Source organism: Symbiopectobacterium sp. RP (genome assembly GCF_050472005.1).
In the GTDB taxonomy this organism is placed as follows: Bacteria; Pseudomonadota; Gammaproteobacteria; order Enterobacterales; family Enterobacteriaceae; genus Symbiopectobacterium.
This window is the reverse complement of sequence record NZ_JBGOGS010000001.1, coordinates 314,970-336,617: the sequence shown is the minus strand read 5'-3', so window position 1 is coordinate 336,617 and position 21,648 is coordinate 314,970. Positions and strand designations below refer to the sequence as shown.

Annotated in this window: 19 protein-coding genes and 7 pseudogenes; 12 read left to right on the top strand and 14 right to left on the bottom strand. The window is 50.6% G+C overall.

Going from position 1 to position 21,648, the window contains the following annotated elements; all coding sequences use genetic code 11:
- Positions 1-33: 33 nt before the first annotated feature.
- Entirely contained in the window at positions 34-1,374 is a 1,341-nt protein-coding gene (gene menF, locus ACD630_RS02160; protein ID WP_430359853.1) for an isochorismate synthase MenF, read from the bottom strand.
- Between the two features lie 144 nt (positions 1,375-1,518).
- A pseudogene (locus tag ACD630_RS02155) lies at positions 1,519-2,241 on the bottom strand (IS256 family transposase); the annotation flags it as partial.
- 82 nt (positions 2,242-2,323) lie between these two features.
- Between ACD630_RS02155 and ACD630_RS02150 the strand changes: the two are divergent.
- Positions 2,324-2,752 carry an IS630 transposase-related protein gene (locus tag ACD630_RS02150; RefSeq protein ID WP_430357977.1) on the top strand — a complete coding sequence of 143 codons (429 nt, stop codon included), beginning with the start codon at positions 2,324-2,326 and terminating at the stop codon, positions 2,750-2,752.
- Positions 2,753-2,774: 22 nt separating this feature from the next.
- Here ACD630_RS02150 and ACD630_RS02145 read toward each other — a convergent pair.
- A pseudogene (locus ACD630_RS02145) lies at positions 2,775-3,116 on the bottom strand (transposase); the annotation flags it as partial.
- A 41-nt stretch (positions 3,117-3,157) separates the two neighbouring features.
- Between ACD630_RS02145 and ACD630_RS02140 the strand changes: the two are divergent.
- Together ACD630_RS02140 and ACD630_RS02135 are read left to right on the top strand one after the other, a co-directional pair.
- Entirely contained in the window at positions 3,158-4,237 is a 1,080-nt protein-coding gene (locus ACD630_RS02140) for a hypothetical protein (RefSeq protein ID WP_430357976.1), read from the top strand.
- 72 nt (positions 4,238-4,309) lie between these two features.
- Complete coding sequence (locus tag ACD630_RS02135; RefSeq protein ID WP_430357975.1) at positions 4,310-4,468, top strand: hypothetical protein; 159 nt, start codon at positions 4,310-4,312, stop codon at positions 4,466-4,468.
- Positions 4,469-4,487: 19 nt separating this feature from the next.
- Here ACD630_RS02135 and ACD630_RS02130 read toward each other — a convergent pair.
- Positions 4,488-5,360 (bottom strand): annotated as a pseudogene (locus ACD630_RS02130) (IS256 family transposase); the annotation flags it as partial.
- Between the two features lie 47 nt (positions 5,361-5,407).
- On the opposite strand from ACD630_RS02130, the gene ACD630_RS02125 reads away from it, so the two are divergent.
- Positions 5,408-5,749 (top strand): transposase, encoded by a 342-nt coding sequence (locus tag ACD630_RS02125; protein ID WP_430359852.1) that lies wholly within the window; start codon positions 5,408-5,410, stop codon positions 5,747-5,749.
- A 40-nt stretch (positions 5,750-5,789) separates the two neighbouring features.
- On the opposite strand, the gene ACD630_RS02120 is transcribed toward ACD630_RS02125, so the two are convergent.
- Both ACD630_RS02120 and ACD630_RS02115 read right to left on the bottom strand, forming a co-directional pair.
- Complete coding sequence (locus ACD630_RS02120) at positions 5,790-6,650, bottom strand: D-amino-acid transaminase (RefSeq protein WP_430357974.1); 861 nt, start codon at positions 6,648-6,650, stop codon at positions 5,790-5,792.
- A gap of 69 nt (positions 6,651-6,719) precedes the next feature.
- Positions 6,720-6,974: pseudogene (locus ACD630_RS02115) on the bottom strand (dipeptide epimerase); the annotation flags it as partial.
- 36 nt (positions 6,975-7,010) lie between these two features.
- On the opposite strand from ACD630_RS02115, the gene ACD630_RS02110 reads away from it, so the two are divergent.
- Both ACD630_RS02110 and ACD630_RS02105 read left to right on the top strand, forming a co-directional pair.
- Entirely contained in the window at positions 7,011-7,376 is a 366-nt protein-coding gene (locus tag ACD630_RS02110) for an IS630 transposase-related protein (protein WP_430357973.1), read from the top strand.
- On the top strand, positions 7,300-7,563 hold the full coding sequence (locus tag ACD630_RS02105; RefSeq protein ID WP_430359851.1) for a transposase: 264 nt from the start codon (positions 7,300-7,302) through the stop codon (positions 7,561-7,563). The genes ACD630_RS02110 and ACD630_RS02105 overlap by 77 nt, the downstream gene beginning before the upstream one ends.
- Before the next feature lie 11 nt (positions 7,564-7,574).
- Here ACD630_RS02105 and ACD630_RS02100 read toward each other — a convergent pair whose 3' ends face one another.
- The 6 genes and pseudogenes from ACD630_RS02100 to ACD630_RS02075 all read right to left on the bottom strand — a co-directional run bounded on the left by ACD630_RS02100 (position 7,575) and on the right by ACD630_RS02075 (position 11,436).
- Positions 7,575-8,054: a hypothetical protein gene (locus tag ACD630_RS02100; RefSeq protein WP_430357972.1), complete on the bottom strand. Its 480-nt coding sequence runs from the start codon at positions 8,052-8,054 to the stop codon at positions 7,575-7,577.
- Positions 8,055-8,879, bottom strand: a complete 825-nt coding sequence (locus ACD630_RS02095) for a hypothetical protein (RefSeq protein WP_430357971.1) — start codon at positions 8,877-8,879, stop codon at positions 8,055-8,057.
- 70 nt (positions 8,880-8,949) lie between these two features.
- Positions 8,950-10,302 (bottom strand): anaerobic C4-dicarboxylate transporter DcuC, encoded by a 1,353-nt coding sequence (gene dcuC, locus ACD630_RS02090; protein WP_430359850.1) that lies wholly within the window; start codon positions 10,300-10,302, stop codon positions 8,950-8,952.
- Between the two features lie 185 nt (positions 10,303-10,487).
- Positions 10,488-10,736 (bottom strand): annotated as a pseudogene (locus ACD630_RS02085) (IS5/IS1182 family transposase); the annotation flags it as partial.
- 53 nt (positions 10,737-10,789) lie between these two features.
- Positions 10,790-10,870 (bottom strand): annotated as a pseudogene (locus ACD630_RS02080) (stress protection protein MarC); the annotation flags it as partial.
- Between the two features lie 71 nt (positions 10,871-10,941).
- A complete protein-coding gene (locus ACD630_RS02075) occupies positions 10,942-11,436 on the bottom strand; it encodes an SRPBCC family protein (RefSeq protein ID WP_430357970.1) in 495 nt (164 codons plus the stop codon).
- A gap of 226 nt (positions 11,437-11,662) precedes the next feature.
- On the opposite strand from ACD630_RS02075, the gene ACD630_RS02070 reads away from it, so the two are divergent.
- The 4 genes from ACD630_RS02070 (at position 11,663) to recA (ending at position 13,907) form a co-directional block, all read left to right on the top strand.
- Positions 11,663-11,797, top strand: coding sequence for a hypothetical protein (locus ACD630_RS02070; protein ID WP_430357969.1), 135 nt, complete (start codon positions 11,663-11,665; stop codon positions 11,795-11,797).
- Complete coding sequence (locus ACD630_RS02065; RefSeq protein ID WP_430357968.1) at positions 11,731-12,009, top strand: hypothetical protein; 279 nt, start codon at positions 11,731-11,733, stop codon at positions 12,007-12,009. The genes ACD630_RS02070 and ACD630_RS02065 overlap by 67 nt, the downstream gene beginning before the upstream one ends.
- Positions 12,010-12,199: 190 nt before the next feature.
- Positions 12,200-12,691: a nicotinamide-nucleotide amidase gene (gene pncC, locus ACD630_RS02060; RefSeq protein WP_430357967.1), complete on the top strand. Its 492-nt coding sequence runs from the start codon at positions 12,200-12,202 to the stop codon at positions 12,689-12,691.
- A 136-nt stretch (positions 12,692-12,827) separates the two neighbouring features.
- A complete protein-coding gene (recA, locus tag ACD630_RS02055) occupies positions 12,828-13,907 on the top strand; it encodes a recombinase RecA (RefSeq protein ID WP_430357966.1) in 1,080 nt (359 codons plus the stop codon).
- Positions 13,908-13,986: 79 nt separating this feature from the next.
- On the opposite strand, the pseudogene ACD630_RS02050 reads toward recA, so the two are convergent.
- Positions 13,987-15,027: pseudogene (locus ACD630_RS02050) on the bottom strand (IS481 family transposase).
- 344 nt (positions 15,028-15,371) lie between these two features.
- Here ACD630_RS02050 and rcsD point away from each other — a divergent pair.
- Together rcsD and rcsB are read left to right on the top strand one after the other, a co-directional pair.
- Positions 15,372-18,032, top strand: a complete 2,661-nt coding sequence (gene rcsD, locus ACD630_RS02045) for a phosphotransferase RcsD (protein WP_430357965.1) — start codon at positions 15,372-15,374, stop codon at positions 18,030-18,032.
- Positions 18,033-18,040: 8 nt separating this feature from the next.
- The gene (rcsB, locus tag ACD630_RS02040; RefSeq protein WP_430357964.1) at positions 18,041-18,694 is read left to right on the top strand and encodes a response regulator transcription factor RcsB; all 654 of its coding nucleotides are present in this window, start codon (positions 18,041-18,043) and stop codon (positions 18,692-18,694) included.
- A 78-nt stretch (positions 18,695-18,772) separates the two neighbouring features.
- Here rcsB and rcsC read toward each other — a convergent pair whose 3' ends face one another.
- Entirely contained in the window at positions 18,773-21,643 is a 2,871-nt protein-coding gene (gene rcsC, locus ACD630_RS02035; RefSeq protein ID WP_430357963.1) for a two-component system sensor histidine kinase RcsC, read from the bottom strand.
- Between the last annotated feature and the right edge of the window lie 5 nt (positions 21,644-21,648).

Here is a 21,648-nt window from a genome sequence, read left to right as displayed (position 1 = left end):
ACCCGCACTCTGCACAACAAAGATAAAACAAAACTATGACACTTCGCCATCGAATAGTGTCTTTAACCCTGCCGCTTTGTTATCCAGCTCTACCCATTCTTGCTCTGGATCAGATCCCGGCAAAATGCCAGCACCGGCATAGAGGTTGATTTTATCGCCATTGATCTCTGCTGAACGTAAGGCAACGCAAAATTCGGCCTGCGCCAGTGAAAGATAACCAGCAGAACCGGCATACCAGCCGCGCGTAAACGGCTCAACCTGACGAATAAACGCACGCGCTGCCTGGCGGGGCAACCCAGCCACCGCCGCAGTCGGCTGCAAATCATTCAGGCAGGCGGTATCAGAAGCCTGATGCAGCGTGGCGCGGATCGCGCGGCGCAAATGTTGCACTTTACGCAACCTTATCACTTCCGGGTGCATAACATCCAACGTGGCGGCGGAGTGCTGCAACCGTTGGCTGATATCGTCCACCACGAATTGGTTTTCGCACTGGTTTTTTCTGTCGTTCATCAACCACTGCGCGAGCGTCTCGGCGGTGCGGTCGTTGTCATCGCTGGCGACCGTTCCGGCCAGCGCTTCCGTGTTCAGGGTCGTCCCCTGGCGTAAGTAAAGGAGCTCAGGGCTGGAGCCCATAAAAGCCTGTTCAGCATTGTGGGCCAGCATAAAGTGGAAGCAGCGATGATTGGCGGCGCGGCTGGCGGCCATCATACTTGCCGCGCGCAGCGGCTGCGACAACGTCAGCGTGGTACAGCGCGCCAAAACCACTTTTGCCATCTCATCGGCGGTAATACTGGCCAGTGCCTGTTCGAGCATGCTAACCCACCCTTCCCGCGAAGGTTGATGCTCTTGCGCCACAATGCGACTGGTCAGCGGCGCAATGGGATGCGCGGGCAACAGGAATTTGATAAACGCGGCGGCTTCATCGGCATCCGCCTGCAATGAGGTCTCACTGAACAGATTCACTTTGAGGCTCAGTTGGTTGCCCTGACGAATGACTTCAACGCGCGGTAAAAAGAGATAGTCAGCCGATTCTCCCCCTTCCACAGTGGTGTGCTCAAAGCCGTTGAGCCCCCAGACACGCACATCCGGCGCACTGCGGTGACGCTTAAAAAAACCTTCGGCATCAGTGATATGGCGAAAACCGCGTACGATACCGCACACGGCAGCTTCTTCCGGCTCCTGCCGGTGCTGCCAGTAAAACTGGGGATAAACAGGCTGGGTGGCCAACCAAGGCAACAATGACGGCTCACTCTCTTCTGTCGCAGCGACATCCATGGGCAAAGAGACGACGAGTTGTCGACTTCCCGGCAATGCTGGCTGCGGTTCACGCAATACCTGCTGCATACGACGCAACAAGTGAGAAAGTTGTTTCACCCTTACCCCAAAGCTCAAACGTAAAGCACGGGATTATACGGCAAAAAACGGATGATGTGAGACAGGCTTCTGTGCCATCTACGGCCAACTCATTGTAAACAAGCACAACAGCAAAGAGTTATTAGCAAATCTGGTGTATGGCGATCAGGCTACGTTCCGCTCTGATGCTTCGTGAATCTGTTCTCCATCCTTAGATTGGACGTTGCTTACAACCAGGGTCAGCAGGTCAAATCCTCTTAGTCGGTTCCAGCTTTTCTGAGCTGACTGGAACAGCTTAAATACCATTGACAGGGTTGTTTCTCTCGAACCACCGTTCTTCGCGCGTCTGCTTCGTAGCCTCACAGTCGCAAAAGCCGATTCAATCGGATTTGTCGTTCTTATTGACGCCCAGTGCTCTGACGGGAAGTCGTAGAATGCCAGCAGTTCTTCTCGAGCTTTCTCCAGCTTCTTCATCGCTGCAGGATACTTCGCTGAAAACCTTGCCAACAAAACATCAAAGGCTTCATTAGCGGCATCGCGGCTCTCTGCTAGCCAAACCTCCCGCAGCTCAGCCTTAACTTTCGGTTGCATGGCTTTGGGGAGTGAAGCCAACACATTAGCGGTTTTGTGCACCCAACAGCGTTGGTGCTGCGTGTCCGGGAATATCTTTGCCATTGCATTCCAAAAACCAAGGGCACCGTCTCCCGTAGCCAGCTTCGGAGATACGGTTAGGCCACGTGCTCGCAGGCCATTAAGAAGTTCGGCCCAGTTTGCTTCTGACTCTCGATAACCATCTTCGACCGCAAGCAGCTCCTTACGTCCATGCTCAGTGACGCCGATAATGAGCAGCAGGCAAAGGCGATCATCTTGCCTGACATGGCTGTATAGCCAACCGACTTAAAAATGATTACAACAGATACCCTGATATGCGGCAAAAAAGCATAGCTGGCTGTTATCAAAATAATGTCGGTTGGCTATATCGCGTTGGATTAATCAAATAGCGTCAAAAGCATCGACCACGCGTCAGCGAAAGATCGATAAATCCGAGTTGATAAAAGATGTTGAACCATATCCAGATGTTTACCAAAAAGAACGTGCAGAGCGTTTTGGCGTTTGTCAGAAGGCCATTTGGCAAGCTCTTAAAAAGCTGGGATTGACCTATAAAAAAACTCTACGTCATCCGAAAGCCGACGAAATCGCCCGGCAAGCATTTCAACAAAAAATACAACAGTATGAAAAAGAAGGTAAACCTATTGTTTTTATTGATGAAAGTGGTTTTCCAGACGATACCCCACGGACTCACGGCTATTCCCCAAAAGGTCAACGGTGTTTTGGCCTGAAGAACTGGGGAGCCAAGGGAAGAACAAATGTTATCGGCGCTTTATTAGAGCCTGTTTAAGATGTTGTGTAAATGCCTTTCCTCAGAAGTGACCGTCAAGGAGGTCACCGAACTCGATAATAAAGCGACTCATTGCCATACGCCAGTCCTGTAAGGGCATCGTCCATTTCTGTGATGCCGCCTGGATTGCCAGCCATACGACCTTCTTCACCGAGTCATCAGTCGGGAACACCTTGCGTTTCTTGATTGCATGCCGGAGCACGCTGTTCAGTGATTCTATAGCGTTCGTCATGTAGATTACCTTGCGAAGTTCCTGGGGGTACGAGAAGAATGTCGACAGGTTGGCCCAGTTTGATTGCCAGCTCCGGCTTATCTGCGGATAGGGGTGATCCCATGTCCCACCGAATGTCTCCAGCGCCTGAAGCCATAGGTATCTACACATCTTTTGCAATATCTGCTATTACGTTGCTGCATGATCTCAACTTATCCATCGGCGGGATTGATGCCCGCCTTAACCGGCGTTATCAGCGTCTGGTTAACCAACACATGACTCCCCCAGCACCATTGGCGTCAGCCGTTAAAGACCTTGCCTACGCGCAGAAAACAACATTCGCCACTACTCAGGCCGTTTGGCGTTTTTTTAATAATGAACGTATTAGCTTCAGTCAGCTCAATGAACCGATTATTTCGCTGGCTCTCCGGCAGGTTGCACTTAACCCGCATCCATACGCTCCCGTCGTTCACGACTGGTCTCATTTACAGTTTCGTACCCACAATGGGAAAGAAGAACGTTTGAAAATGACGCATGGTGGCGACGTCGGTTATGAACTACAAACCCGCCTACTGCTTGATGCTGCAAATGGTTTACCAATAGCGCCCCTGTCTCAAACTCTAACCGGTAGGGCGGGTTGTCGTTCAACGCTAACCGAGGGCTTGTCTGAGAGTCTGACTCATATGGATGCTTTGACGGCTGATATCGCCCGCGTTGAGTTTCTTGATACCGGGAAGAAGTTAGTTCATCTCATTGACCGTGAAGGTAACTCTATCGGGCATATGCGCACATTAAGCTCCCAGGGAATATGTTGGCTTATCCGGGGAAAGGAAGGGCATCGGGCCGAGTGGGGCGGTGACACCCGTAAAATTGGTGAAATTGCAGACGATCTGCCATTTATCGCAAACGGACAGGTTGGCTGGAAAGGGAAAAAAGCCAATATGGAGATCGGGGAAACATCCGTGATCATAACGCGAACAGCAAAACCGAAGCGGAAAGACAAGAACACCGGACGGCGAGTGAAAGTTCAGCCAGGCGTAGCTCTGACACTCAGATTAGTTGTGGTTCGCCTTACCGATACTCACGGTAAATTTATCGGACGCTGGACGCTGCTCACAAACGTTAGCAACGAGCTCACCAGCGCGGAAGTCGCTCGCTGGTATTACTGGCGCTGGGGTATTGAATCCTTTTTTAAGCTGCTGAAAGGTGCCTGCCATGATGTAGAAAAATGGCTTCAGCGCTGGTGCCCTGCTACGCAGGTTATTGATAGCTAGCATGGCATGTGTGCTGGTATGGCGGCTGCAACGCGCTGAAGGAGACGACAATGCGGCAGCCCGTCAGTTAATTTGCCGATTATCCGGACGACACAAAAACGAGGGCGTAAAGAAAGCGCCCCAGCGCTGCTTGCCGGACTATCCATCCTGCTAAATACCTTGACGTTATTAGCAGACTATACCTCGGAAGAACTTGCTCACTTCGCTATGGTGGTTTTTAACCCTTTATGATGTGTAGATACCTATGGCCCTGAAGCGCGGCCTCTTCGGTTGGAGCCTGATACACTGCTTTGAAGTCGCGTGTTACCGCCTTATAGTCCTTCCAGGCAACGAAGCGCATCCAGTTGCGCACCATGTGCACGATGCACAACTGGATGCGGGCTTCCGGGTAGACCGTGTTGATGGCATCCGGGAACCCTTTCAGGCCGTCCACACAGCCAATGAGGATGTCGGTCAGGTCACGGTTTTTCAGTTCTGTCAGCACGTTCAGCCAGAACTTTGCACCTTCATTTTCGGCCAGCCACATCCCCAGTAGCTCTTTCTGGCCTTCGATATTGATACCCAGCGCCAGGAACACAGACTTATTGATAACGCGGCTGTCCTGCCGGACTTTCAGAACGATACAGTCAAGGTAAACAATGGGATAAACCGCATCCAGGGGGCGATTTTGCCATTCAACAACCTGCTCCATAACGGCATCGGTGACCTTCGATACCAGGGCGGGTGAGACATCCGCGTCATACAGTTCTTTGAACGCAGCGGCAATTTCGCGGGTGGTCATCCCTTTGGCATACAACGATAAAATCTGGTTATCCATCCCGGAGAGCCGGGTCTGGTCCTTCTTCACCAGCTGCGGTTCAAAGGAACCATCACGATCACGTGGTGTACGCAGTTCCAGAGGACCATCGCCGGTGGTAACAGTCTTTGTGGAGTAGCCATTGCGCGTGTTAGTTCCAGATTTGGACTGGGGCTTCTCATGCCCGAGGTGATGGGTCATTTCAGCATTAAGGGCAGCTTCAACGCAGATCTTTTTCAGCAGGCGATCAAACGGGTTGAGAGCGTCAGGGGTTTTGAGATTTTTGGCCAGCTCGTTAGCCAGAGCCTGTAACTGTTTTTCGTCCATAAAGTAACCCGCTTTTGATGTTGGATTGAACATATCAAAATCAGGCAATTACACAATCTCGTGTACAGGCTCCTTTATTAGGCACAACGCTGTTTGCTATCGGATTATTTGATATCAATATTAACAGCAATGTTTTCTATTCCTGGGTCACACAAGTCCTTATCCCAGTACTCCCTAAAAACAGTGTAATCGTGATGGACAATGCAACTTTTCACAAAAAACATAATATTCAACAAGTCATCATCGAGGCAGGGTATATGGTGGAGTATTTGCCTACATATTCGCCAGATCTTAACCCCATTGAGCATAAATGGGCACAAGCAAAAAAAGAGAGAGTGGTTACGATACAGAGATTTTGTTCTCAGTCCATATGGTGTAATCAAAATTAAGTCGCTTGGCTATAGCTTGAAACAAGCTGCTTTAGCGTTGTTATTCGACCTGTGCTTTCACTCGCGCGATATAGATTTCACGCAGTCGTTTGGCGATCGGGCCGGGCTTACCGGTGCCGATGGTTTCGCCGTCCAGTGAAACCACTGGCAGTACAAAGGTGGTGGCTGAACTGAGGAAAATCTCGCTGGCGTGGTAGGCCTCTTCCGGTGTGAAGGGACGCTCTTCCAGTGTGATATTGTCCTTGGCGGCGAGTTCCAGCACTGACTGACGGGTGATACCGTGCAAAATGTCATTGCTCAGTTGGCGCGTTACCACGGTGTTATCGGCCAGCACGATATAGCAGTTGCAGGAACTGCCTTCGGTGATAAACCCGTTTTCCACCAGAAACGCGTCATCCGCGCCTTTGCTGTGGGCCACTTCTTTTGCCAGACAGGCGGCCAGCAGGCTGACGGTCTTGATATCACGGCGGTGCCAGCGAATATCTGGGCAGGTCACTACATGCAGGCCGGTTTCGGCTTTCGGGTTATTGATAACCGAGTGTGCCTGGGTAAACAGCACTAGCGTGGATTTCACTTCCGCACCTAGAAAATGAAAATCACGATCGCCCGCGTTGCCACGGCTCAGCTGTAAATAGATCGCCCCTTCGTGCAGCTGGTTTTTGTCGATCAGCGCCAAATGGATCTTTTTCAGTTCATCAATAGTAACTGGCAGTTGCAGTGCGAGTTCACGGCAGGAACGCTGCAAGCGCGTAATGTGGCCGTCATATTCAGCCAGCTTCCCATTGATGACCGCTGTCACTTCGTAGACGGCGTCGGCGAACAAAAAACCGCGGTCAAAAACGGAAACCTTGGCGTCCTGCTCTTCTACATACTGACCGTCAACATACACAATACGTTGCATTACAACACTCCTAAAGAAGGTAAATGGCCTGGCAGTAAAAGTGCGTGCCAGACCACACGCGAATCAGCACTAGCCCCACAGTGCGGCTGAAGGCGCGTTGATGATGCTGCCTTGGTAATCCAGCCCGTTATTGCGATCGCGTTGCAGCAATAGCGGGCCATCCAAATCCACCACATCAGCCCCATGCGCCACGATAAACGCAGGTGCCATCACCAACGATGTACTGACCATGCAGCCTACCATAATTTTTAGCCCGTGCTTGACTGCTTCATCACGCAGACGCAGCGCTTCGGTTAAGCCGCCGATTTTATCCAGTTTGATGTTATAGCTAAACGACTTAATTTTAATTACATTATTTAAATGAGCTATTCAATTGATTTTAGACGTAAAGTGATATCTACACGGGAAGAAGAAGGGTTGAGTATCCGAGAAACAGCGAAGCAATTTCGGATTGGCCCTGCCTCTGTATCGCATTGGATTAATCAAATAGCGTCAAAAGCATCGACCACGCGTCAGCGAAAGAGCGATAAATCCGAGTTGATAAAAGATGTTGAACCATATCCAGATGCTTACCAAAAAGAACGTGCAGAGCGTTTTGGCGTTTGTCAGAAGGCCATTTGGCAAGCTCTTAAAAAGCTGGGATTGACCTATAAAAAAAACTCTACGCCATCCGAAAGCCGACGAAAGCGCCCGGCAAGCATTTCAACAAAAAATACAACAGTATGAAAAAGAAGGTAAACCTATTGTTTTTATTGATGAAAGTGGTTTTCCACATGATACCCCACGGACTCACGGCTATTCCCCAAAAGGTCAACGGTGTTTTGGCCTGAAGAACTGGGGAGCCAAGGGAAGAACAAATGTTATCGGGAGCCTGTTTAAGATTTTGTGTAAATGCCTTTCCTCAGAAGTATAGATATCTACACATTATAAAGGGTTAAAAACCACCATAGCGAAGTGGGCAAGTTCTTCCGGGGTATAGTCTGCTAATAACGTCAAGGTATTTAGCAGGATGGATAGTCCGGCAAGCAGCGCTGGGGCGCTTTCTTTACGCCCTCGTTTTTGTTGTCGTCCGGATAATCGGCAAATTAACTGACGGGCTGCCGCATTGTCGTCTCCTTCAGCGCGTTGCAGCCGCCATACCAGCACACATGCCATGCTAGTGCGTAGCAGGGCACCAGCACTGCGCTGAAGCCATTTTTCTACATCATGACCGGCACCTTTCAGCAGCTTAAAAAAGGATTCAATACCCCAGCGCCAGTAATACCAGCGAGCGACTTCCGCGCTGGTGAGCTCGTTGCTAACGTTTGTGAGCAGCGTCCAGCGTCCGATAAATTTACCGTGAGTATCGGTAAGGCGAACCACAACTAATCTGAGTGTCGGAGCTACGCCTGGCTGAACTTTCACTCACCGTCCGGTGCTCTTGTCTTTCCGCTTCGGTTTTGCTGTTCGCGTTATGATCACGGATGTTTCCCCGATCTCCATATTGGCTTTTTTCCCTTTCCAGCCAACCTGTCCGTTTGCGATAAATGGCAGATCGTCTGCAATTTCACCAATTTTACGGGTGTCACCGCCCCACTCGGCCCGATGCCCTTCCTTTCCCCAGATAAGCCAACATATTTCCTGGGAGCTTAATGTGCGCATATGCCCGATAGAGTCACCTTCACGGTCAATGAGATGAACTAACTTCTTCCCGGTATCAAGAGACTCAACGCGGGCGATATCAGCCGTCAAAGCATCCATATGAGTCAGACTTTCAGACAAGCCCTCGGTTAGCGTTGAACGACAACCCGCCCTATCGGTTAGAGTTTGAGACAGGGGCGCTATTGGTAAACCATTTGCAGCATCAAGCAGTAGGCGGGTTTGTAGTTCATAACCGACGTCGCCACCATGCGTCATTTTCAAACGTTCTTCTTTCCCATTGTGGGTACGAAACTGTAAATGAGACCAGTCGTGAACGACGGGAGCGTATGGATGCGGGTTAAGTGCAACCTGCCGGAGAGCCAGAGAAATAATCGGTTCATTGAGCTGACTGAAGCTAATACGTTCATTATTAAAAAAACGCCAAACGGCCTGAGTAGTGGCGAACGTTGTTTTCTGCGCGCAGGCAAGGTCTTTAACGGCTGACGCCAATGGTGCTGGGGGAGTCATGTGTTGCTTAACCAGACGCTGATAACGCCGGTTAAGGCGGGCCTCAATCCCGCCGATGGATAAGTTGAGATCATGCAGCAACGTAATAGCAGATATTGCAAAAGATGTGTAGATACCTATGCCGATACACAGTGAGGGATGCCCATTCATTTTATGCCGGGATCAAAATTTCCGTAGCAACCACTAGCACAATCAGCCCGACCAATACTGGCACGGATGTGCGTTTTACCACTTCGAACGGCGAAACCTTCGCCATCCCCGCCACCGCAACCACTACGCCAGACACCGGAGAAATGGTTCTGCCAAGGTTAGAAGCTTGCAGCATCGGGATCGCCAGATAGGCTGGGTTGATGCCCATCTGTGAAGCCAGCTTAGGGATCAGTTCGACAAACGCATAGAACGGTGCGTTACCCGACCCGGTGGTCATTGCCGCCAACATGGTGATCACTACCAGCACTAGCATGATAAGCAGAGCGCCGCTGCCAAAGGATTGCACCAACCCAATCAAACCGCTGATAAAGCCGATGGTGCTCAACCCCTGTGCAAACACACCGGCAGCAACCAACAGCACCACAACGCTGGAGAAGGCCTCGCACATGCCCTTATAAGCGACATCCAGCCCAGCATAAATGGTTTTGGCGTTAAAGAAACGCAGGAATTCACACATAGCAGCCAGCAGCATGCAGATCACCAGAATGGTGATAATGTGCAGCTCCGGCCCCCACTTGCCATCAAAAATCAGCACACCGATGATCGGCGTGAACGGCAAAATGGCGTACAGGCGCGGCGCATTGGTTTCAATGTCTTGCGCTTCGACCATTTCGTGGCTGATGTTCTCTTTTCGGTCGATATAGCGCTGCCAGAAAAAGTGGGCAATAGCCATAGACACAATGGCGGCAATGGAGATCGGCAGTGTCACCTTAAAGGCAAAATCCACCAGCTTCATTTGCGAAGCCTGCGCCGCCAGCACCACGTCGCCAGAGGTCGGCGACAGGATCAATGCCGCCGGCGAGGCGCAGATAGCCGCCGCCGCTCCACGGCTGATGCCCACATTCACCATAACTGGGAACAGCGTTGCCATCAGCAACACACCCAATCCGGTGGCAGATGACACAGCGAGTGACATCAAGCAGGCTAGGAAATAGCCGGCAATCATCAGCAAATAAGGTGAGTTGATCACTTTCAGCGGGCGTGAAACCAGTTTTACCACAACATCATTGGCACCAATATGCGTCATGTAGGCGGCAAAACCGCACAGTACCATGATCATCATGCCAAGGTCGCCGCCGCGGCTCATCAGCAGAATTTTGACGTATTCAACAATATCCGTTAAGCCCCACCCCGTGGACTTCGCACTGGCGGGCAGTACGCTTTTCCCCATCAGCACGCTGATCAACAGCAGCATCAACCCGCCAGCCATCAGAACGCCGGTCGCGGAATAGCTTTTAATGATATAACGGCCCACCAGCACCGTCACAACAACACCTATAAGGAGTTCGATCATGATGTTTCTCTGTAGAAAGTGAACGTAAACAAATGCCTGACGGGCAGACATAAAATAGCGCTCTGGTATAAGGAAATGTGATAAAAACAGGGAAGTTTACTGATTTGTAGAAAAACTACAAATGGCAAAGGGCTTTGTTGAATAAATCAGAACTTGTAACGACTGCGCCCCATACGGGTCGATTGTTACGTGATGCGAATACTGTTCGGCATTCCTAATAGCGTGATCAGGTTAAGCGCTTTGACCATGGCCATGGCTTCACCCACCTGAGCATCGTAGTCTCTCAGACTTAGATGACCACCCAGAAGCCTTTTGAACCGGAACATGACCGTTTCAGCCACTTTCCAGATATCGTTACTACCGCTAATGCGCTGATTTGCAACAGCGGGGTTACGCTCGTGGTAGCGATCTTGCCAATATTGCGCCCCCCTTCGTGTATGTGGCAAAAAATACAGCTAATTGTTATCAAAATAATGTCGCTTGGCTATACCGCAATGGTGGTCAACGGATTGGCTAGGGGCAAAATTAACACTAGGCCCAGACCAACGGTCTTAATAAGTTCCAGCATATGGCCTCCAATGCTTATTGGGCACTGCTCTTCTGGCGATAGAGCAAACAGCGGCAGCGTATTCAGGCGAGTTAAGCTGACGGCAATTGTTGCTCATCGGCCATTTTTTTAAAGCGCTCCAGCGTTTGTTTCAGCATATCTTGTGAAAACAACGTGAAGAGCTGGCCTACTTTTCTGCCGATCAATCCACCCGGTGGTGTAAATCGAATCCACAACGTGACGTTAACCTCGCCATTGGGGGCAGGTGAGAATGTCAGCCTCCCTTCGTTCGGAACCAGTGCGCCAGGAAGTGAACGCCAATGCATGGCTTCTCCCGGTTTCTCTTCCACGATGCGTGCTCGCCACTCCAGCAGCGAGCCGAGCGGCGTATTGGCGCGCCACAGGGAGTCCATCTGATTAAGGATAGTGATCGTTGCAAAATGGCTCATCAGCACCGGCAGCGTTTCCGGCTTGCGCCACAAGGCATACAGTGCATCGGCAGAATGCGCGATAGTGATGCTCCCGCTTAAGGCATCAGGAGCGCGCTTACTGGCAAAACCCAATGATTTAAAGAAAGAAGATGGCACGCAGGCTCCTCTGTGATGTGGACTTACCGCTTACAACATTGGTTGTTATTTTTGCCGCTTCTTTCCACTTAGGCAAGGCTTGCTCTGTCTCTGGAAGACGCGTAGCTAACGTAAAGGAAAGAACATCAGGCGTTCACTGTAATAGATGTCGCCCAGTTTCATTGCATCTAGCTCCTGTCCATATTGGCAAAAACAGGCCTTTTGATACAAGCGATACGCTGCCAAATTGGAGGGTGTTACGCTCAGTAATATAGCCAACCGACTTAAAAATGATTACAGCCAATGCCCTGATATGTGGCAAAAAATACAGCTAATTATTATCAAAATAATGTCGCTTGGCTATATCAGGAAAAACACCTAGGAACGTTGGGAACATATTCGATTATCGATCCTGAGGATGAATTATATCGTGAAGGATTGGATGAAGATGATTGGATTGTAGAAAATGTAGACTGGTTAGCAGACTGTTTCGAAAATAACCAGGTTCCTATTGAAGAGTGCTATTTCCGTTTTTTTTATCAGGCGATCAATCCGCAGGATTGGCGTTGTAGCAGCTGTGCTGGTTGCATGTAATCCCGCCAAACCCGTAGAGCCATTTTACTCTCCTTCGCGTTTTAACCTCCAGCGTTATATCTGTCCTGCCACTCCCTTTACTTTCGCGCCGAATTCTGGAATAAGGCACGCAACAGCGTGGTAGGGGAAGGTAAACTCGTGTGAAAATGATACGCTGTGATGCGATACCCTCAATCAACGTGGAGTGAACATGGAAACCGAGATTTTGCAGTTAAGCGCCCAGATTGGAGCGTGCCTGACTGCGTTGGGTGCAAAGGTGACCTGTGCAGAATCCTGTACGGGAGGCTGGATAGCGAAATCGATTACTGATGTGGCGGGGAGTTCCTGCTGGTTTGACTATGGATTTGTCACTTACAGCAACCAGGCAAAACAGCGCATCATCGGTGTCAGTGAGGAAACGCTCGCCCAATACGGCGCAGTGAGTGAGCAAACCGTACGAGAAATGGCGCAGGGGGCCTTGCGCGCAGCGGGGGCTGATTATTCACTTTCTGTGAGCGGCATTGCTGGCCCCGACGGCGGTTCTGACGAAAAACCCGTTGGTACCGTCTGGTTTGGCTGGTGTGACAAGCATGGCAACCTACTGGCGCGTGAAATGCTGTTTCTTGGCGATAGGCATGCTGTGCGGCTTCAGGCCGTGCGTTTCGCACTTCAGATGCTTTTGGATGGATTTCTGCAAAAATAATCTTGATGCTGTATGTGTATACAGTATAATGCTGTTAATGATTCGGTGACACGCCTGTTTGATTACATACCAGTGTCAGTCACATAAAGCGCGCGGCCGTGTAGTGAGAGCGTTACGCCGCATGACAGGAGTAGAAATGGCTATTGACGAGAACAAACAAAAGGCATTGGCGGCTGCGCTGTGCCAGATCGAAAAGCAATTTGGTAAAGGTTCTATCATGCGTTTGGGCGAAGACCGCTCAATGGACGTTGAAACGATCTCTACCGGCTCTCTGTCACTTGATATTGCCTTGGGGGCTGGTGGGCTGCCAATGGGGCGTATCGTTGAAATCTACGGACCAGAATCGTCAGGTAAAACCACACTAACGCTGCAAGTTATCGCCGCTGCACAGCGTGAAGGTAAAACCTGCGCATTTATCGATGCTGAACATGCACTCGATCCGATTTATGCCAAAAAACTGGGTGTTGACATCGATAACCTGCTGTGTTCTCAGCCTGATACCGGCGAGCAGGCGTTAGAGATTTGCGATGCGTTGACGCGTTCAGGCGCAGTTGACGTGATCATCGTTGACTCCGTGGCGGCACTGACGCCGAAAGCGGAAATCGAAGGTGAAATCGGTGATTCCCACATGGGTCTGGCGGCTCGCATGATGAGTCAGGCGATGCGTAAGCTGGCCGGTAACTTGAAGCAGGCGAATACGCTGCTGATTTTTATCAACCAGATCCGTATGAAAATTGGCGTTATGTTTGGTAACCCGGAAACCACCACGGGGGGTAACGCGCTGAAGTTTTATGCTTCTGTACGTCTCGATATTCGCCGCATTGGCTCCATTAAAGATGGAGAAGAAGTGGTGGGCAGCGAAACCCGCGTGAAAGTGGTGAAAAACAAAGTGGCTGCGCCCTTTAAACAGGCTGAGTTCCAGATTATGTACGGTGAAGGGATCAACATCCACGGTGAATTGGTCGATCTTGGCGTGAAACATAAGCTGATTGAGAAAGCGGGTGCTTGGTATAGCTACAACGGCGACAAGATCGGGCAAGGCAAAGCGAATGCGTGCAATTACCTGAAAGAAAACCCAGCAGTCGCGGCCGAATTGGATAAAAAACTGCGTGAAATGCTGCTGCACAACAAAGATCATGTGTCTGCACCAGCAAGCGAAGCGGGTTTCTACGATGATGCAGAAACCGCTGGTAGTGAAAATAACGGCGAGTTTTAAACCGCGTTAAGTGACTTAAATTGTACTAGCTCAGACCAGATCTGACAGTTACCCATTATTTATACAGGTGTCTGTCAGATTACATCTGGTTCAGATTCTTTTCTGCCCAGATCCGTTTTCCATCGAGTAAAGTGGCCATCGGCGTACGCCCGCAGCACATTTTTCCCTGATGAGTTCGCTCATTATTGTAATGCCACAACCAGTTGTCCAGATCTACCTGCAGGCTTTCCAGGTCTCCATATAACTTCTTGCCGAACGTAACCTGGTAAAAATCCTGCAAAATGGTTTTATGGAAGCGCTCTCAGATGCCGTTCGTCTGCGGAGACATCGCCTTCGTTTTCGTATGCTCGATATCGTTGATAGCCAGATAAAGCTGATAATCATACTGCTCCACTTTACCACAGTACTCCGTACCCCTGTCGGTCAGTGTTCTCAGCACCGGCAGTCCCTGAGCCTCGTAGAACGGGAGTACGCGATCATTGAGCAGGTCGGCGGCGGTGAGCGGTGTTTTATTCGTATACAGCTTGCAGTGCGCCACTTTCGAGTACGTATCCACGAACGTCTGCTGGTAGATACGGCCCACCCCCTTCAGATTGCCCACGTAGAAGGTGTCCTGCGAGCCCAGATACCCGGGATGTGCTGTCTCGATTTCACCGCAGGCCTCATCATCGTGCGCCTTCTTCTCCAGGGCTGCGATTTGAGCGTCGGTAAGGACAATGCCTTCTCTGGCGACCTTTTCCTCAAGCGCCTTCAGGCGTTTACGGAAGTTCTCCAGGTCGTGTCGTTGCCAGATGGAGCGCACGCCGCTGCCGGAGATAAACACGCCTTTTTTACGCAGCTCATTACAGGTCCGGTGCTGCCCATGGTGCGGGAACTCAATAGGATAATCAACAACCGTGCGTTCAGTGGCTTCGTCGGCGCGGTTCTTCAGGTTCGGAACCCGGCGGTTCTGGTTAACCAGCGCATCAATGCCGCCTTCAGCAGCCAGTTCCTGATAACGGTAAAATGTATCGCGTGACACGCCTATGCTCTTGCAGGCTTTTGATACGTTACCGAGTTCTTCGGCGAGATTGAGCAGGCCGGCTTTGTGTTTGATAATGGGATTGTTAGTATGAAGCATGAAGAGTTACCTCGCGTTTTGTTTAAGGATTAGACACCCATATCAAAACCGGTAACTCTCAACCTTTCAAGGTCCAGTGTCAGATCTAGTCGCGACTAATACAAGTTACCCTACCGGATTAAGGAAATTTCGATTCAGTGAGGAAGTTATGATAAAAAGGGAACCAGACAAAGAGAAGGTGGTGCGTGGAACATGGGCAAAGTAACGCGAGAAGCGCAGTGCCAAATCAAGAACGCGGAGACAAAAGAGACCGCACAAGGAGCAGGTTGCCCTTATTGGTTGCTGACTGAGGTCAATGCATTTCATTTTCTTATCTTACGCTCTGCCAAGTAGGAACTGTTATCATGCCTGCGAGTCTGCTTCGCTACCTTACCTTGTTCGCCCTGTTGCTACTACTGACAACCGGCACGCTGGGCTACAATATCGTGAACAACTGGTTGGCAGAGAAGAAATCTACGCTCAACACCCTCGCGCTTGGGATGCAAAAGCGTATCGATGCCTACCGCTTTTTCACTTACCAAATCTATAGCAATCTGAACAACGACGCCGTCGCTGACGGAGAAGACAGCGTCAATGCCATCAGTCTGCTGCCGGATGTGTTCTATGTGGAAAAAAACGGCCAGAAAACCGATGCGCTCATCTTTGGTCAGCACGATAAATCAACACTGAGCGCGGTGCGCAAGATTTCACGTTATCTCGATATCCTGTGGGGTGCAGAGAGCGATATCTACTTCATGTACTACCTCAACGGTGTAGATAACAGCCTGAGCATGATTTCCACGCAGATACTGAAAGACATTTCCGCACAGTTTCGTGGCAGCTATATCACCGCGATTGCCGAAGCCCGACGCACGGATATGCTGCAACAGTCAAACGCGCTTGATGAACGCGAGAGCTTCTCTCCCATCCGCAAGCTGCGCTTTTATAATGACTACTATTTTACACTGCGCACCACCTTCAACCAGCCGGGCCATCTGGCGACCATCATTGCCTTTGATTTGCCCATCAACGATCTGATCCCACATACGCTGTCGCGCGACAATTTCATCCTGCGTTCGAACACCGTGGGAACCAGCAGTGAAGCATTTACCAATAACGAGGATACGACCCGCGTTCAGCTAAACGGTTCGCTGTTAGAGGTGGCTGCACCGCTGGTTAACGCGCCGGTGAATATCGTTTATCAGTTACCTCTGCGGCAATTCGCTGCCGATATGGCGCGTAATAATATCTGGTTGCTGCTGCTAAATCTGGCGCTGCTGGCGCTAACCCTGACTGGGTTCTACCTGTGGCGTCAGCCCAACAGCGATGCGCGCGACGATCCGTCACCGCGCTTGCGGAAACAGCAGGCGCTTTATCAGGAGATCGTTAAACGCGTTCCGATTGGTATTCTGGTTTATGATTTTTCTGCCAACCGCGTGGTGGTACAAAACGCCATTGCCGAGCATCTGTTGCCCCACCTGAGTTTGGAGAAAATCGCCGCGATGGCGCGCGAGCATCAGGGCGTAGTGCAGGCAACCATCAACAACGAGATGTACGAGATTTTTCAGTTCAGCCACTCGCAGATGCCAGAGTACAACCTGTTTCTGATTCGCGAGCAGGATAAAGAAATCTTGGTGCATAAGAAGATGCAATTGGCGCAGCGCGAATATGACAAAAACGTGCTGGCGCGCCAACGGCTGTTAACCAATCTTCGTCAGGAGCTGCATACGCCAATGCAGGCTTTACAGCAACATTTGCTGTCCCTGGCACAAACAGCGGATGACGATATTCGCACCAGATTGTTACGTAAAGCCTCAGATGAAGCGGCACAAACGATCGCGCTGCTGGATAATATTGCACTCCATGACCGGCTCGGCAGCGACACATGGCAACCGGACGTGGTGCCCTTTTCTCCCCTTGCGATGATGGATAGCTTGCTGCTTGCGAATCTGCCGCGTCTTTCCCAAAAAGGGCTGCACCTGTTTCATCACTACCGCTTAGAACCACAACGTTTGTATGTGGGCGACATGACCATGCTGCGAAAAGCGCTGCTGCTGCTGCTCGATTACGCCATCACCAATACGGATTACGGCAAGATAACGCTCACGCTGGAAGCAGATGCCGAGCAGGCGGACAAACTCGCTATCCTGCTCAGCGATACTGGCACCCGCATGTCAGCGGCAGAACTGGATAATCTGCGCCACCCCTGGCTAGCGGTGCCATCGGCGGATCGCTCCCAACAAAATTCGGGATTTGCACTGTTCCTGTGCCATCAACTCGCGCGTAAGCTTGGCGGCGAGCTGAGTATCTCCTGTAAACAAGATCTCGGCACGCACTATCAGCTGACGGTCACGTTGCCCGCCAGCACCAACAGCGTAGATGAAGACGAAAAACTGCTGGAAGACATGACGGTGCTGTTAGACATCACCGCCAATGAGTTACGTCTGATCGTGCAGCACCTGCTCTGTAGTTGGGGGGCCGAATGTGTCACCGCCGATGAGCGCCAGATGCCCCAGGAGTTCGATCTGCGTATTGTCGATGACGAAGCAAAAATGGCGGATAACACGCTGCTGGTGAACGGTGAGGATACCCAAGTGACCTTACTGGCGCCGCGTCGATTACGTACCAATTTTAATATCAGTCAGCTGCTGCAAGATGCCGTATTGACCTTGATTGAGCAACAATTTGAGGTCGCTACGCAGGATGCTGCGCCGACGGATATTCACGAATATGCCCGTCAACTAAAAGCCAGCGACTATTTTTCGCTGTTCGTTGAAACGGTACCCGACGACATTGTCAAACTATATACTGATGCAGAAACAGGCGACTTTTCAACGCTGGCACAAACGGCGCATCGACTTAAGGGGGTGTTTGCTATGCTAAACTTGCACCTTGGCAAACAATTGTGTGAACAACTTGAGCGGCATATTACCGAACAGGCGAGTGAAGAAATCAAACACAATATTGATGAGATCGACGAACTTGTCCGTGTATTATTGCAGCCTAATGGCCAACAAGACGAGTAAATAAAACGATGAGTAATTTAAACGTAATTATCGCTGACGACCATCCGATTGTCCTTTTTGGCATTAAAAAATCGCTTGAACAAATTGAGTGGGTTAACGTGGTGGGCGAGTTTGAAGATTCAACATCGCTGATCAATCACCTGCCAAAATTGGATGCCAACGTTTTAATTACCGATTTATCCATGCCAGGCGATAAATACGGTGATGGCATAACGCTGATCAAATACATCAAACGCCATTTCCCCCATCTGGCGATCATTGTGCTGACAATGAATAACAACCTCGCCATTTTAAGCGCGGTGTTGGATCTTGATATCGAAGGTATTGTATTGAAACAAGGGGCACCGACCGATTTGCCCAAGGCGCTGGCTGCCTTGCAAAAGGGCAAGAAATTCATCCCTGATAGCGTTGCCAAGGTACTGGAAAAAATCAGCGCCAGCGGTTACGGCGACAAGCGCCTGTCACCGAAAGAGAGCGAAGTGCTGCGCCTGTTTGCAGAAGGCTTTCTGGTGACGGAAATTGCTAAAAAGCTGAACCGCAGCATCAAGACCATCAGTAGCCAGAAAAAATCTGCCATGACCAAGCTGGGTGTTGATAACGATATTGCCTTGCTGAAATACCTCTCTTCCATCAACGGAGCCGAACCGGGAGAAAGTGCGTAAGCGCTGAGTTTTCACTTTCACGCGCTCACCCCGTCGTTCCTGCTGACCTAGGAACGACGAACGTTACCACTAACACTCCTACGTTGCGCTACTCCGCTGTTCACGCACTTGAAGACTGTATTGCGCCAAACACTGTTGCAGTACATCCAGCGTAACCGGTTTCGATAAACAATTGTCCATCCCCGCCGACAAACAACGTTGTCGTTCTTCCGCGAGTGCGTTGGCGGTGACGCCAATCACGGGCGCTTCCCAGCGTTGCGCGCGCAGGGTGCGCGTCAGCGTATAGCCATCCATATTCGGCATGTTGACATCGGTCAGCACAATATCAGCCGTTTGCTTTGCCAGCGTGCTTAACGCATCCACGCCGTCATTAGCGGTAACGACCTGATAACCCAACGATTCAAGCTGATCGGCGAGCAAACGACGGTTGATCGGATGATCGTCCACCACCAGAATCAATATATCGCTATTGTCCACTAGGTTATAGTGCGTTTGGGAACGTGTACTCGGCACGGCCAGCGCCCCCTCTTCTCCGTCTTTGTTACGGCATAGGCGTTCCAGCAGCGCCGGTAAATCCGGCAATCCGGCGGTGCTGATGACCAAGCGCCCTGCCTCACTCTCCTGCGCGCTGCCGATGTGCATGTGACTAAACAGCACACTCCAGCGCGAAAGCGGCGGCGTAGCCTGTGGATAATCGCTGATGACGATGTCATCCTCATGAACAATCTGGTCAGAATAACGGGCCGCAGAGAGACCATATTGTTGCAGTAAACTGAGCGCGTTGTGCTCAAGACTGGCATTACGCATCCTCAGCCAGCAGGTTTTCTGCCTGAGCGCATCGCTGACCGTCGGGACGTCGTAATGTGCCTGATAGAGCGGAATACGAATGCCAAACTGACTGCCCAGCCCGGGTTCCGATATCAGTGACATGTCGCCATCCATCAGGTTTACCAGCTTTTCACAGATGGCTAATCCCAACCCGGTCCCTTGAAAATGGCGCTGAACGCCGCTACCCGCCTGGAAAAACGGATCGAACAGCTTGAGCGCCTCGCGAGGGTTAATCCCCACGCCAGTATCCCGTACCCAAAATTCGAGATAGCCGTCGGTGCAACACACCTGAAAGATAATGCAGCCGGTATCGGTAAATTTAATCGCATTGCTCACCAGATTAGAGAGCACCTGCTGCAAACGTACCGGATCACCCGACAACGTTGCTGGCACCGACGGATCGATAAAGCAGTAGAGCGTCAGATTTTTTCGTACCACCAGCGGCAGATAGTTGCTGGTGATGTGGCGGACCACTTCCTGTGGGGTAAAAATAGCGGGTTCGATTTTAAGCTGTTCAGACTCTATCTTGGAAAAGTCGAGAATATCGCTGATGATTTTGAGCAGCAGTGCCGAGGAGTTCTGCATCGCTGCCGCCAATCGATTCGCATCTTTCGACAGGCTTTTGGTACGGAGTAAATCCAGATTACCGATAATCCCGTACAGCGGCGTGCGCAGTTCATGGCTAACTGTGGCCAAAAACATCGATTTAGACTGACTCGCCTGTTCAGCCGCATTGGCCATTTCTTGCAGAGACTCTTCCATCTTGACCCGCGCGCTCACATCGGAGAGCACACAAATCGCCACATTTTCATTACGATAGCGAGAATGAACGAAACTGATTTGCAAGTGATGGTTCCTGCTGGTAACCACATCGACATATTTTGATTGCTGTTCACAGATAATGCGCGTGATCTTGAGCCGGTCTTCATGGGTTAACAAATTCAGGTAGTTATGCGCCAGTTCGTTGCTAAGCAGATTAGTGCCGTCGCTGATGCGCAAAATACAGATGCCTACCGGCGCAGAAGCCACGATTTTACGGTTAAACTGCTCGTTCTCTTCCAGCTGAGAGGAGTTAATTTGCGCGGGCAGAAACATCTTGCGTTCGAATGTCCAGGTGAGAATAAACAGCACCAGCGCAGAGAGCAGGTTTAACAACACGATATTGATAATCAGCGCGTTTAACTGCGAGAGCAGCACGCTGAACGGCATAAAATAGACGATATTAAAGGCAGTTGGCGGTAAGGCTTTCTTCAGGATAATTTCGTCGTAACCGTCCACATAACCAAAATAGGTGCGATCGTTCGGGTAGCTGGACGTCATAGAGCCATTGTGCTCTTTATCGGTAAATTGCAGCAACGGCTGATTGAACTGATCGAGCAGCTTGGCACCGACCGTAAATTTGCCTGCGGCAACAAAATCATCCAGACGGATGGTTTGCTCGATGCCCATCAGGGTTTCCAGACGATCCCCTTTATAAATCGGTGTAATGGCATACAGATAGCCGATATCGGGATCGGAGGCCGGGGTTATCCAATACACCGTTTCATCGCGCCATTCGCCTTGCGTCGCATGCTTTTTATCGGCAAAACGTTCTTGCAGGTTCTGCAACAAATTATCGCGATCCAGTGCCTGATTGCGGATACCAAAATCCATCATGCACTGCCAGGCACCATCGACAAAAAACACCCGGTTCAGATCATATACCGTGGAGAAGTTATCCTGCCAATCGGTAAAAAAAGCGCTGACGGCATTCAACTGCCCTTTTTGGGTCTGATAGATAGCCTGACAGTCTGCACCTGCGGTTAAGAGATAGAGCGAAAGCAGCGGTGTACGCAGGGTATTGGCGGAAGACGGCGTAGCGTGCGCGGGCGCTGTATTGACATGGCTGACAGCCACATAGCGTAATTCCCGCACGATGTCCGTGGTGCGACGAATATACTCCTGCGACTGATCGTAGCTCTGGTTATATTCTAGGCGCAACTCAGCTTCTTTATCGTTGAGCAGCTTGCTGAAATAGAAGATGGAAATCAGCGCCCCCAGCATCCATAACATCATCGCCAGCACCCTGAACAGGTAGCGGGAAATTTTCAGCGTCGTGTGAAATGAAGCGAGGTATTTCAAATTTA

Bases quoted from the DNA above. Each gene is read 5' to 3' on its own strand.
- ACD630_RS02120 (WP_430357974.1), bottom strand. From the start codon at position 6,650: ATGCAACGTATTGTGTATGTTGACGGTCAGTATGTAGAAGAGCAGGAC.
- ACD630_RS02110 (WP_430357973.1), top strand. From the start codon at position 7,011: ATGAGCTATTCAATTGATTTTAGACGTAAAGTGATATCTACACGGGAA.
- dcuC (WP_430359850.1), bottom strand. From the start codon at position 10,302: ATGATCGAACTCCTTATAGGTGTTGTTGTGACGGTGCTGGTGGGCCGT.
- pncC (WP_430357967.1), top strand. From the start codon at position 12,200: ATGGAAACCGAGATTTTGCAGTTAAGCGCCCAGATTGGAGCGTGCCTG.
- recA (WP_430357966.1), top strand. From the start codon at position 12,828: ATGGCTATTGACGAGAACAAACAAAAGGCATTGGCGGCTGCGCTGTGC.
- rcsD (WP_430357965.1), top strand. From the start codon at position 15,372: ATGCCTGCGAGTCTGCTTCGCTACCTTACCTTGTTCGCCCTGTTGCTA.
- rcsB (WP_430357964.1), top strand. From the start codon at position 18,041: ATGAGTAATTTAAACGTAATTATCGCTGACGACCATCCGATTGTCCTT.